This window comes from Acidihalobacter sp., assembly GCF_037381185.1.
Classification (GTDB): domain Bacteria; phylum Pseudomonadota; class Gammaproteobacteria; order DSM-5130; family Acidihalobacteraceae; genus Acidihalobacter_A.
This window is the reverse complement of sequence record NZ_JARRQY010000095.1, coordinates 1-10,426: the sequence shown is the minus strand read 5'-3', so window position 1 is coordinate 10,426 and position 10,426 is coordinate 1. Positions and strand designations below refer to the sequence as shown.

Genomic DNA, 10,426 nt, shown 5'->3' with positions numbered 1-10,426 from the left:
CGAGGTGGCCGCCCGCCTGGGCAACCTGCCGATCGCCGAGCGCCGCCTGCTGGGCCTGATGCAGGCCCTGGCCCTGTCGAACGATCCCAACGCGCGACTGGTCGTTGCAAGCGGCACGCTGAGCCGCGGAAAACTGGCAAAGGCGATCGCCAGTCAACTGGGCGACCTCACCGGGCAAGGCAAAGGGGTTTGGAGGTCCGCCGCCCGGGAAACGGCAAAGCAGATCAAGGCCAAGGAGATCACCTACCACGGCATCTTCCAGCTCAGCCAGGACGAAGTGGACGAACTGATCCGTACAGAAGCCAGCGCACGCCAGGCAACGCTGTCCGCCAGCTTGCGTGAAGCGCAGGAAGAAGCGCGCTTCAGCAGACTCCTCTCGGGCAACGTGCGCCGCCGGCGGCCTCAGCCTGATCCTCTCCGGCTTCGTGATGGGCAACATCATGAGCCAGCTGGGCAAGGCCGAGGGGGCGAAATACTGGACCACCGTCGGCAACCTGGTCGCCGGTGCCAGTACGTTCCTCGGCGAGGTGGGCAAGATGAGCGGGGCGATTTTGAAAAAAACGGATTGGGGGGTGTCAGCCTCCAGGATGGCTGAACGATTGTCATTCGGCGCGTTTGGTAATGCGGCGGATTTGCTATCCGGCGCCGGCAAGCTGCTGGGAGTGGTTGGGGGTGTTTTGGCGGGCGCGTTGCAATTTTATGAGGGATACGAAGCAAGGGAAGATGGGGATGTGGTTTTTGGTGTTGGCAGCATGTTGCTTGGCGTTTCCTTCGGTAAGCACGCATTGGGCGGGGAGAAATTCCCCAACCTCCATGCACAGACGCTGGCCTACGATGCGTTGTTAAAGGAGGAATGAAGTATGTACAGCGGCTGGACCAGCAAATGGCCAATCAACCGTCCGCTTCAGCAGGTGGAGAAAGACGCGGCGTTACCGCGTCAACAGCAGGAAACAACCAAGCCCGACGACCATGCGACTCTGGTCTCATTTAACTCTACCTATGCAGAATTTGTAGGGCGCAGGTTTCTGCTGAGAGGGGGGGCGAGCACGGTTTTCTTTTCGTTGGCAACACTTGTCTTGATATGCCTGCCATTCCTATCATTTACTCCTTCCAGTGGAAAGGAGTCAGAAATAATCGGATTTTCCATATTTACGATATTTTCCGCCGCCTGGATTCTTCTCTTCGTAATCAAGATCCTCAGCAAGGACTTCTTCACCCACACCTACTATCCCATCCGCTTCAACCGCAAGACGCGACAGGTCTACGTATTTCGTGACAAACGCGATGGCGGCATCCTGACGGTGCCGTGGGACGACGTGTTTTTCCATATCGGCAGAGGACTTCGCGATCCGGTTTACGATCTGCGCGGTCACCTTCTGGAAGGCGATACGGTCAAAGATACTTTTGTCACCGGTTTGTACTATGCGGATAGCGATACGGTGAAGGAGCTTTGGGAGTTTGTACGGTGCTACATGGACGAAGACATTAATGATCTTGGCAAAGTCGAGCTATGGACATCCCCGTCGACAAGCTTCTACAACTGTTGGCTGCTTGCCGGCATAAACATTGGAATTAAGCGGAATTTCCAAATCAAACTGCTGTTCCCGTTGTTGGTTCTACTCACCAGCACACGCTGGCTGGTCATGAAAACATCCAAGCCTCCAGTATGGCCGGCTGAGATCGAGGCCGCCTGCCGTATCCATCAGGACGATCCTCTCCGCCTGCCCGAGCCGAAATACATTGGACAATTTGGTATCGAACGGGAAAGAGCGAAGCATTCGTCATAATCGCTACAGGCGTGGCCCGTGTGGACACACTCGTGTCGGCTACGTCCTTCCCCTGTTCAGGCACGACAAGCTACAACACTTGTTGGATAGCTGCTGCTCCGGCAAACACGAACTGGGCGGTGAGAAATTCAACAATCTTTACACGCAAACGACGGCCTACGAGGCCCTGTTTAAAGAGGGCTGAGGCATGTACAGCGGATGGATCGTCAAATGGAAACTCAACCGTCCCCTGACACGGGAGGAAAGGGACAGCGCGCTTCCGCGCAATAGGCAAGAAGGAATCAAGGCAGACAATCACGCGACGGTGGTCGCCTTCAATTCGACTTATGCCGAATTTGTGGGACGAAGGTTTCTTCTCAGGGGGGGATTCAAAACATTTGGAAGTACATTTGCCGTAATAGGGTATGTTTTAGTCCCTGCGTTCATCCTATTTTCTATTCCGATGGATAGCCGGAATATTATCGGACTTTCGATTTTTTTTCATATCGGCAGAGGACTTCGCGATCCGGTTTACGATCTGCGCGGCCACCTTCTGGAAGGCGATACGGTCAAAGATACTTTTGTGGCGGGGTTGTGCTACACCGACCAGGAATCGGTGAAAGCGCTCTGGGAATTCGTTCGGCGTTACATGGATGAGGGCGTCGAAAGTCTCGGTAAGATCGAGATATGGACCACGCCCGCGGCCACGTTGATGAATTCTCGCATCATCGTCGGCGTTTACGTAGGAGGTACTGAGGGCGCACGAGCCATCCTGTGGCCTTTTTGGGCGTTGCTAATTGCGACCCGCTGGCTAGTGATGAAAACCTCCAAGCCGCCTGTCTGGCCGGCTGAGATCGAAGCCGCCTGTCGTATCGAACCGGATGATCCGCATCGATTGCCCGAGCCGGAATACACCGGGCAATTCGGCGTCGAGCGGGAAATGGCCAAACAACGCGCCTCGCGATGACGTGTGCGAGTGCTCTTGGGCTGGAACGATATAGACAGCGAGACTAGCGTGTTCAGCCAGGATCTCGATCTGAAGCCGCATCAGCACAGGGCCGTCATGTCGGCGATCGAGCTAGGGCACGCAGTGGGTCGACCTATCCCACGTATATCAAACCTAGTTGCTTCGGGTGCTTGGGGGAATGTCAGCGGTGAGAGGGGAAGCCCCTCAGCTGGCATCGACCCGGGTCTTCCCGCACCGAGCGCAGCGATAGATGGTCACCAGTTTCCCCTGGCGGACGTCGAACTGTTTGTCCTGCACCACTTCCCATTTGTGGAAGCCACGCCGGCACAGCGTATTGCCGGCGTGTTTTTCGGCCGTGGATCGGCGGCGGAAGGGGAGGATGTCGCCCACTTCGGTCAGTGCTCTACGTTGCTGCCGCCCATGCAGGGCGGGGAGTCGGCCACTTCGCCGGCGCGCTCGAACCATTCGCCGGGGGTGAGCGTGTGCAGGGCCAGGGCGTGAACCGGGCCGGCCAGTTCGTCCTGCAGCAGTTGGTTGATCAGTCGATGGCGCGCCAGCAGGCGCTGGCCGTCGAACTGCGAGGAGGCCACGGTGACCTTGAAATGCGATTCGGAACCGGCCGGTACGTTGTGTTGGCCGCTTTCGTTGAGGACCTCGAGGAAGACGGGTGAAAGACCGGCCTCAAGTTTTTGCTCGATGCGTTTCTGCAAAGTCATGGCGTCATGCGTTCCCTGGATTCGTCAAAATCAAAGATTACGCTTTCTGGGCCAGGACTCAAGAGTCGGGGACAGGTGTAGGCAGCGACTGCCCGGGGCCCGACGCGGAGCCCTACAAACGGTTCTCATCGACCGCCCTTCGGCCGAATCAGCGGCGTAGCTCGGCGTCGCGGTAGTGCGTGTCGAGCCAGCAGCGCGGCAATGCCTCGCCGGACAGGAAGCAGACGTCCGACTTGGCGAAGTCCTCCTCGTTGTGGTGCTCGTATTGACTGGTATAGCCCGTGCGACGCCCGGCGTCCAGTTCCCTCGTCAGCGTGGGAAGCGCAGCCTCCGGCCGAGGGACGGTTCAGTATGCGTGGCGAGGTGTCCGGTAGTCCGTCAATGCAGATTGACCAGCACGAGGTTCGCCCAGTAGCCTTCGCAGAAGTGGCTGCGATCCGAGCCCGGGAATCGGTCGGCGACCATCCGGCTGCTCCCGAGCCCGTCGCAGGCGCGCGCGCAAGCATCGAACTGATGGCCTTTGCTGACGTGTTTGGCGTTGGGTATCAGCAGGCGCGACATGGCGAGTCTCGGCAGCGAGATATGAGAACATTGAACACCGCGCGCAGCCGGGGAGGTGGTCGGTCAGGCCGGCGACCTGACTCACGTGGTATTTTGTGGCGCTGATGTATCGGCCGGCCTGCGATTGAGAGAAGAACGATGACTTGGAAGAACATCTTGACCGTGTGGTCGGATTCGCTTTGGGTGTCCGCCGTCGTCTGGGCGCTGTTGGCCATCGTGCTGCTGTATCTGGCGCGCCGGCCGGCACACGAGGCGCTGCGTGTGGCGAGCAGCGCGCTGGCCCGCTGGCTGCGCGCCGCCGCCCGCGCCCTGAGCGGAGTACGCGGACGCCTGCTGAATCAGCAGCGAATTCTGCACGCAGCCATAGCGCTGGATATGGCCGAGCGGCGCATCGAGCGGACTACCCGGCGCTTCGCGCATTCCATCGAGCGTGACCTGGGCGCCTTTCCCCAGCTGCAGCGGCGGCTGACGGATCAGATCGAGCGCATCGACCGCGACTATCACGACAGCGCCGACACGCCGCCGGTGCCGCCGCAGTGGCTGGATGCCGTGGATGCGGTCGCCAGGACCCAGGGCGCCGGAGACAGCGCCGTGGCCGGCATTCTCGACGCGATGCACGGCACCTTGACGCGTGCCGCCCATGACTCGCTGGACGAGTTCCGCTTCGTCAGCCGCAAGCGCCACGGCTTGCTGCGCCGCATGCTGCCGCAATGGCGCCGTGCCGCGCGTATGTTGTCGCGCATGGACGGCAATGTTGCGGTGCTCACGCGCCGCGCCGAGTCGATCGACGCGCAGATCGAGCGCTACACCCAATTGCGCGACGAACCGCCGGCGCTGACGCTGGGCGCGCAGGCGCAATACTGGATGCGCTGTGTGTTCGCCGTGGTGGCGCTGGTGGTGATGGGCGTACTGGCGGTGACCGAGCACGCCCTGCTGGCGCCGCCCCTGCTCGCCTTGCTGCCGAATCCGGCCTCCGTGTTCGGCGTGCCGCTCGCTCACGTGGAGGCCTGGGTGGTGATCGGTGCGGAGGTGGTGTTCGGCCTGCTCCTGCTGGAGGTCAACCGCGCTACGCGGCTGCTGCCGGCGCTGGGCTTGCTCGGGCCGCGCGCGCGGCTGCGTTCCGGCGTGCTGCTGGGCCTGCTGTGGCTGGCGACCGTGGCGTTTGCCGGGACGCTGGTCGTGCTGGGTGCGCCGGCGAAAGCGACCGTGGCGCACAGCATCGCGGAGGTCGGCGCGTTGGTGTTGCTGGCCCTGCTGCTTCTGCCGGCGGGCTTGCTGCTCGACATGGTGCTGAACACAGGGCGCAGCGTGGTCCTTAGCGTGCTGGGAGGGATCCTGGAGGCGGCAGCGCTGCTGCTGCGCGCGCTGGGCTGGTTGGCGCGCCTTGCCGGACGTGTGCTGATCTACGCCTACGACCTGGTGGTCTTTCTGCCGCTGGCGATCGAAGCGGCTATTGCGATGCGCCGGCGCCACAAGGCCGCCGAGGAGGAGTCTGATCCGGAGGCGCCGGCGGCGTCCTCTTCCTGAGCATTGGCGTCGCTGTTGCTGCCGGGTCGGCAGTGACGGCGGTGCGAGGTTGTCGGGGCGATGTTTGGTGCGCGGTAGCTGCGTTTCCGCCTGAGGCTTAGTGCCTGGAGCCGCTGCGCTTGCGCTTCTGCATGTCGACCAGAGTCAGCAGTGGCGTGAGGTTCTTCTTTTCCACCGTGGAGACGCGTGGATCGTTGTCGATGGCATCACGCGCCAGACGTTCGATCGTATCCAGTTCTTCGAGGCTCAGTCGGTCGAAATTGAACTGGTCGCCATAGCGCTTTTCGAGGTCGTCGAAATAGTCGGCCAGCGGTGGGCGGTATTCGGCTGCTTCGCTCATTTCACGCTCTCCCTCAGTGCGTCCCGTCGGCTTCGTTGCCCAGCGTGACGTTGAGTTCCAGCACTTCGCGTCCGCCGTCCTTGTCCACGCGCAGTTCGACCTGTTCGTCGGCGATGGCGTGGTAACGGCGGATCACCTCGAGAATGTCCTGCTTGAGGCGCGGCAGGTAGTCCGGGCTGCCGCGTGCGGCGCGCTCGTGGGAGATGACGATCTGCAGCCGCTCTTTGGCGAGTTGGGCGCTGGTCGTCTTCTGCTTGCGGAAGAGGTCGAAAAGTCCCATGGCGGTTATCCGAACAGTCGGTTGAGCAGGCCGCGTTTTTCGACCTTGATGAAACGCAGCGGGCGTTCTTCGCCGAGAAAGCGCGCGACCACGTCGTCATAGGCCTGGCCGGCGTCGCTCTTCTGGTCGAGGATGACCGGGGCGCCGGCGTTCGAGGCCTTGAGCACGGCCGGTGATTCGGGAACGATGCCGAGCAGCGGGATGGCGAGGATGTCGAGAATGTCCTCCATGCTGAGCATGTCGCCGGAGTTGACGCGTCCGGGATGGTAGCGGGTGATCAGCAGGTGTTCCTTGACCGGTTCGGCACCGCTTTCGGCGCGCCGGGATTTGCTTTGCAGGATGCCGAGGATGCGGTCGGAGTCGCGCACCGAGGACACTTCGGGGTTGGTGACGATCAGCGCTTCGTCGGCGAAGTACAGCGCCATCTGCGCGCCCTGCTCGATGCCGGCCGGCGAGTCGCAGACGATGAAGTCGAAGTCCTGCTGCTTGAGTTCCTCGAGCACGCGCTCGACGCCTTCGAGGTTGAGAGCGTCTTTGTCGCGGGTCTGCGAGGCGGGCAGGATGTAGAGGTTCTCGATCCGCTTGTCGCGGATCAGGGCCTGGTTGAGCGTGGCTTCGTCGTGGATCACGTTGATCAGGTCGTATACCACGCGGCGCTCGCAGCCCATGATCAGGTCGAGGTTGCGCAGGCCGACGTCGAAGTCGATGACGACGGTCTTGTGTCCGTGCATAGCCAGGCCGGTTGAGAATGCGGCGGCACTGGTCGTTTTTCCGACGCCGCCCTTGCCCGAGGTTACGACGATGATCTTGGCCACTAGCGTCTCCGGATCGAGTTCTTTGGCTGTTCGATGAATGCACCTGTGCATTTGCGCCGTCCCGGGCGTCGCACAGGCATAATTGCAGGGATTGTATCAGAGCGCGTCAATAATCAGACGTTCTCCGTCCAGGCGCACCTGGGCCGTATATCCGTGCGTCTGCGGATCGGGTTCTTCGAACAGCCGGTAGCAGCCTGCGATCGATACCAGTTCGGGTTCCATGGTTTGGCAGAAGATGCGCGCGGATTCGTCGCCGCGCGCGCCGGCCAGGGCGCGCCCGCGCAGCGCGCCGTAGACGTGAATGCTGCCGTCGGCGATGACTTCGGCGCCGACACTGACCGCGCCGAACACTACCAGATCGCCGCCCTCGGCATAGATCTGCTGGCCGGAGCGCACCGGTTTGTCGACCACGCGCATGGCGTTGCGCGGGGCTTTGGCCGGCGCCGCTTCCTGTGGGGCCGGCGCGGCCCGTGCCGGGGCGCCGCCCGTCTCGCCCAGCAGAGCCAGGCCGGCATCGCCGGCGCGCTGGCGCAGCGCTTCGTCGCCGCCGCGCAGGCCGACCGGTATCAGACCGTGGTGCCGCAGCAGTGCGTTGAGCGCCGTGAGGTCGAGTGCGGCGATGTCTAGCCCGGCGGCGGGTTCGAGCACCACGGGGGCCTGGGCCAGGAAGTCCGGTGCCTGGGCCACGGTTGCGGCCAGGCGCTCGTCGACCGCGGCCAGGTCGACGCTGTGGAGATTCAGCACGGACAGCGTGAAACGGCTGCCCTTGAGTTCGAAGACGGGCATCGGGTCGCGGGGCTGCGCGCTCAATGGCGGGCCCCGATCAGTTCGATGGGATAGCCGTCGGGATCCTCGACGAAGGCGATGATGGTGGTGCCGGCGTTCATCGGGCCGGCCTCGCGCAGGACCTTTCCGCCCATGTCGCGGATCGCGTCGGCGGCCTGGTAGACGTCGTCCACTTCGATGGCGATGTGTCCGTAGCCGCTGCCCAGATCGTAGCGGTCCTCGTCCCAGTTGTAGGTCAGTTCGAGCACGGTGTGGTCGGCTTCGTCGCCGTAGCCGACGAAGGCGAGGGTGAACTTGCCTTCGGGATAGTCCTGGCGGCGCAGCAGGCGCATGCCGAGGATGTCGGTGTAGAAGGCGATCGAGCGGTCCAGATCGCCGACGCGGAGCATGGTGTGGAGCATGCGCATAGGGTTTCTCTCCTGGGGGCGTTCAGCCGTGGCTGGCGCCGGGTTTGGGGCCGGCCAGTCCGATGACGAACATCATCGGACTGGCGATGCGTATGCAGTTGCGCGACTCGCCGAAGGCGGGCATATCCGGCAGTACGGCTTCGGTGGCTTCCATGGCGATGTCGGAAGACATCAGCCCAGTGCCTTGAAAAAGATGCGCGAGTTGCGCTGGTAATTGTAGAGCGTGCGCTTGGCCATGGGCAGTTCGCCGATGTCGCCGGGCGCGAAGCCGCGTTCGCGGAACCAGTGCGCAGTGCGCGTGGTGAGCACGAACAGGCGTCGCAGGCTCTGTTCGCGAGCGCGCTGTTCGATATGCGCAAGCAGTTCGTCGCCATGTCCCTGGTGCCGGTAGTCCGGGGCGACGGCGAGGCAGGCCAACTCGCCCAGGCCTTCGTCCGGATAGCCGTAGAGCGCGGCGCAGGCGATGACCATGCCGTCGCGTTCGCGCACGCTGAAGTGATTGACCTCGAGTTCCAGCTGCTCGCGCGAACGGCGTACCAGGATGCCCTCGGCCTCCATCGGCGCGATGACCGCCAGGATGCCGCCCACGTCGTCGATGGTGGCCGGACGCAGATCCTCGTAGCCGCCGGCGCTGATCAGCGTGCCGATGCCGTCGCGCGTATAGAGTTCGTGCAGCAGTGCGCCGTCGATGCGCCGTTCGAGCAGATGCACGCGGCGTACGCCGTTGAGACAGGCATCGACCGCGCCCTGCAGGTGCGCGCGGCTCTCCTCGCCGAGGCGGCGTCGGCCATGCAGCAGGGCCTGGGCCTCGGCCAGACCGATCTGGCGCAGCGGGCGGCGTCGGGAGTCGCGCAGTGTGCCCGTCTCCTCCAGGAAGATCAGCTTCTCGGCGCGCAGTGCGCAGGCCGCGGCGGTGGCGATTTCGGATGCGGACAGGTTGAAGACCTCGCCGGTCGGCGAGTAGCCGAGCGGGGAGAGCAGGACGATCTGGCCGAGTTCGAGCTGGGCGCGAATGGCGCCCGTGTCGATGCGCCGGACCTCGCCGGTGTGCTGATAGTCGACGCCGTCGCGTACGCCGAGCGGCTTGGCGACCACGTGGTTGCCGCTGGCGACGCTCAGGCGCACGCCGGACATGGGCGTGTTGGCCGCGCCCATGGACAGCCGTGCTTCGAACTCGACGCGCACCGATGCCGCCGCCGCAACCACGGCGCGCAGTGCAGTTGCATCGGTCACGCGCAGGCCGTTGACGTAGTGCAGTTCACGGTTCTCGGCCCGCAGGCGCTCCTCGATCTGCGGGCGGGCGCCGTGTATCAGCACCAGACGCACGCCGAGCGTGGCGAGGAGGGCGAGGTCGTGCACCAGTTCCGGCAGGCGCTCGACGTCGGCCGCCGCCTCGCCGCCGATGCAGATGACGAAGGTCCGGCCGCGGTGCGCGTTGATGTAGGGGGCGGCGTTGCGGAACCAGGCGATGTTTGGGCTGGAGGTGGCGGTTTTGCTCACGCGCGTTCGTCCTCAGAGTGACCCCTTACTATAACGGATTCGTTGTTTTGTGGGGTTTTGCGCGGGTTGGAGTGTGGGGTTTCTGTTGACGATCCGGTGGGATTTATTCCCATTGTTGGCGCTGAGGCCTGTTTTGGGCACGCGTTAGCGGCGCTTGCGTGAATGAAGGCGGCGTATTTGCTGGCGGTGGTGTCCTGTTTCGGGCGCGATTTGATGCCTGGGGATTTGCTTGATCGAGGTGACGCGCCCGAGCCGATTTCTTTGAAATGCGCAAAGAAACCGGCGAAAGAAACGCACCCCCAGGATCGCTTGTCCCTGACGGGCAACCTCGCGAACGCACGCCTGAACGGGGCTCGCAGCTATTGGCCATCCAGGCCAAGAACTGCTTGGCTGACATCCCTGTCAGCCATCCCCGCCCAGGCGCACGCTCGCGAGGCAAGCGATCAGGGGGGGCGAACGTCAAAACCGGGCGAGTCCGACGCGAAATCGTCCTGAACTGGTTTGGGTGTAACTCACAGGTCTGGGGCACGTTCTGTTTTGACTCCCCGGTTCCCGTGTGGCCTTGCCTCGAACGTGCGCCCCGGCGCGGGGTCGGGCGGCAGGACGCCGCCCGAGCAGGCTTTGCCTGGAAGGCAAGTGCCTGCGGTGCCCCGTGGCGGGGTGTGCGCTCGAGGTCTGCCCGTCAGGGACAAGGCCTTTCGGGTGCCTTTCTTTCGCCTCTTTCTTTGGGCATGCAAAGAAAGAGGCTCGGGCGCGTCACC

The 10,426-nt window shown here is 63.2% G+C and carries 15 protein-coding genes; 5 read left to right on the top strand and 10 right to left on the bottom strand.

All coding sequences use genetic code 11. The features are described from left to right. From P8014_RS19990 to P8014_RS19975, 4 genes are all read left to right on the top strand, one after another. The coding region (locus P8014_RS19990) for a hypothetical protein (RefSeq protein WP_337819095.1) at positions 1 to 595 on the top strand (595 nt) is incomplete at its 5' end. Beyond that, entirely contained in the window at positions 588 to 857 is a 270-nt protein-coding gene (locus tag P8014_RS19985; protein WP_337819094.1) for a hypothetical protein, read from the top strand. The genes P8014_RS19990 and P8014_RS19985, both read left to right, overlap by 8 nt. 3 nt (positions 858 to 860) lie before the next feature. Further along, positions 861 to 1,787 carry a DUF6708 domain-containing protein gene (locus P8014_RS19980; protein WP_337819093.1) on the top strand — a complete coding sequence of 309 codons (927 nt, stop codon included), beginning with the start codon at positions 861 to 863 and terminating at the stop codon, positions 1,785 to 1,787. A 187-nt stretch (positions 1,788 to 1,974) separates the two neighbouring features. Then, a complete protein-coding gene (locus P8014_RS19975) occupies positions 1,975 to 2,733 on the top strand; it encodes a DUF6708 domain-containing protein (protein ID WP_337819092.1) in 759 nt (252 codons plus the stop codon). Positions 2,734 to 2,937: 204 nt separating this feature from the next. On the opposite strand, the gene P8014_RS19970 is transcribed toward P8014_RS19975, so the two are convergent. The 3 genes from P8014_RS19970 to P8014_RS19960 form a co-directional block, all read right to left on the bottom strand. Then, on the bottom strand, positions 2,938 to 3,123 hold the full coding sequence (locus P8014_RS19970) for a hypothetical protein (protein ID WP_337819091.1): 186 nt from the start codon (positions 3,121 to 3,123) through the stop codon (positions 2,938 to 2,940). Positions 3,124 to 3,128: 5 nt separating this feature from the next. Then, positions 3,129 to 3,449 carry a BolA/IbaG family iron-sulfur metabolism protein gene (locus tag P8014_RS19965; protein WP_337819090.1) on the bottom strand — a complete coding sequence of 107 codons (321 nt, stop codon included), beginning with the start codon at positions 3,447 to 3,449 and terminating at the stop codon, positions 3,129 to 3,131. 378 nt (positions 3,450 to 3,827) lie between these two features. Beyond that, positions 3,828 to 4,010: a hypothetical protein gene (locus P8014_RS19960; protein ID WP_337819089.1), complete on the bottom strand. Its 183-nt coding sequence runs from the start codon at positions 4,008 to 4,010 to the stop codon at positions 3,828 to 3,830. 138 nt (positions 4,011 to 4,148) lie between these two features. On the opposite strand from P8014_RS19960, the gene P8014_RS19955 reads away from it, so the two are divergent. Then, positions 4,149 to 5,537 carry a hypothetical protein gene (locus tag P8014_RS19955; protein WP_337819088.1) on the top strand — a complete coding sequence of 463 codons (1,389 nt, stop codon included), beginning with the start codon at positions 4,149 to 4,151 and terminating at the stop codon, positions 5,535 to 5,537. A gap of 97 nt (positions 5,538 to 5,634) precedes the next feature. Here the strand turns inward: P8014_RS19955 and P8014_RS19950 are convergent, their stop codons facing one another. The 7 genes from P8014_RS19950 to argA form a co-directional block, all read right to left on the bottom strand. Beyond that, complete coding sequence (locus tag P8014_RS19950; protein WP_337819087.1) at positions 5,635 to 5,877, bottom strand: hypothetical protein; 243 nt, start codon at positions 5,875 to 5,877, stop codon at positions 5,635 to 5,637. Between the two features lie 13 nt (positions 5,878 to 5,890). Next, on the bottom strand, positions 5,891 to 6,157 hold the full coding sequence (gene minE, locus P8014_RS19945; RefSeq protein WP_337819086.1) for a cell division topological specificity factor MinE: 267 nt from the start codon (positions 6,155 to 6,157) through the stop codon (positions 5,891 to 5,893). Between the two features lie 5 nt (positions 6,158 to 6,162). Beyond that, entirely contained in the window at positions 6,163 to 6,972 is an 810-nt protein-coding gene (minD, locus tag P8014_RS19940) for a septum site-determining protein MinD (protein WP_337819085.1), read from the bottom strand. 96 nt (positions 6,973 to 7,068) lie between these two features. Continuing rightward, on the bottom strand, positions 7,069 to 7,782 hold the full coding sequence (gene minC / locus P8014_RS19935; RefSeq protein WP_337819084.1) for a septum site-determining protein MinC: 714 nt from the start codon (positions 7,780 to 7,782) through the stop codon (positions 7,069 to 7,071). Then, the gene (gene gloA / locus P8014_RS19930) at positions 7,779 to 8,165 is read right to left on the bottom strand and encodes a lactoylglutathione lyase (protein WP_337819083.1); all 387 of its coding nucleotides are present in this window, start codon (positions 8,163 to 8,165) and stop codon (positions 7,779 to 7,781) included. Before gloA ends, minC begins: the two co-directional genes overlap by 4 nt. A gap of 22 nt (positions 8,166 to 8,187) precedes the next feature. After that, positions 8,188 to 8,337 carry a hypothetical protein gene (locus tag P8014_RS19925; RefSeq protein ID WP_337819082.1) on the bottom strand — a complete coding sequence of 50 codons (150 nt, stop codon included), beginning with the start codon at positions 8,335 to 8,337 and terminating at the stop codon, positions 8,188 to 8,190. Then, entirely contained in the window at positions 8,337 to 9,665 is a 1,329-nt protein-coding gene (gene argA / locus P8014_RS19920; RefSeq protein WP_337819081.1) for an amino-acid N-acetyltransferase, read from the bottom strand. Before argA ends, P8014_RS19925 begins: the two co-directional genes overlap by 1 nt. Positions 9,666 to 10,426 lie beyond the last annotated feature (761 nt).

Excerpts from the sequence above, each read along its gene's own strand:
- P8014_RS19985 (WP_337819094.1), top strand. The coding sequence starts at position 588 with ATGGCTGAACGATTGTCATTCGGCGCGTTTGGTAATGCGGCGGATTTG.
- P8014_RS19980 (WP_337819093.1), top strand. The coding sequence starts at position 861 with ATGTACAGCGGCTGGACCAGCAAATGGCCAATCAACCGTCCGCTTCAG.
- P8014_RS19975 (WP_337819092.1), top strand. The coding sequence starts at position 1,975 with ATGTACAGCGGATGGATCGTCAAATGGAAACTCAACCGTCCCCTGACA.
- P8014_RS19965 (WP_337819090.1), bottom strand. The coding sequence starts at position 3,449 with ATGACTTTGCAGAAACGCATCGAGCAAAAACTTGAGGCCGGTCTTTCA.
- P8014_RS19960 (WP_337819089.1), bottom strand. The coding sequence starts at position 4,010 with ATGTCGCGCCTGCTGATACCCAACGCCAAACACGTCAGCAAAGGCCAT.
- P8014_RS19955 (WP_337819088.1), top strand. The coding sequence starts at position 4,149 with ATGACTTGGAAGAACATCTTGACCGTGTGGTCGGATTCGCTTTGGGTG.
- P8014_RS19950 (WP_337819087.1), bottom strand. The coding sequence starts at position 5,877 with ATGAGCGAAGCAGCCGAATACCGCCCACCGCTGGCCGACTATTTCGAC.
- minE (WP_337819086.1), bottom strand. The coding sequence starts at position 6,157 with ATGGGACTTTTCGACCTCTTCCGCAAGCAGAAGACGACCAGCGCCCAA.
- gloA (WP_337819083.1), bottom strand. The coding sequence starts at position 8,165 with ATGCGCATGCTCCACACCATGCTCCGCGTCGGCGATCTGGACCGCTCG.
- P8014_RS19925 (WP_337819082.1), bottom strand. The coding sequence starts at position 8,337 with ATGTCTTCCGACATCGCCATGGAAGCCACCGAAGCCGTACTGCCGGAT.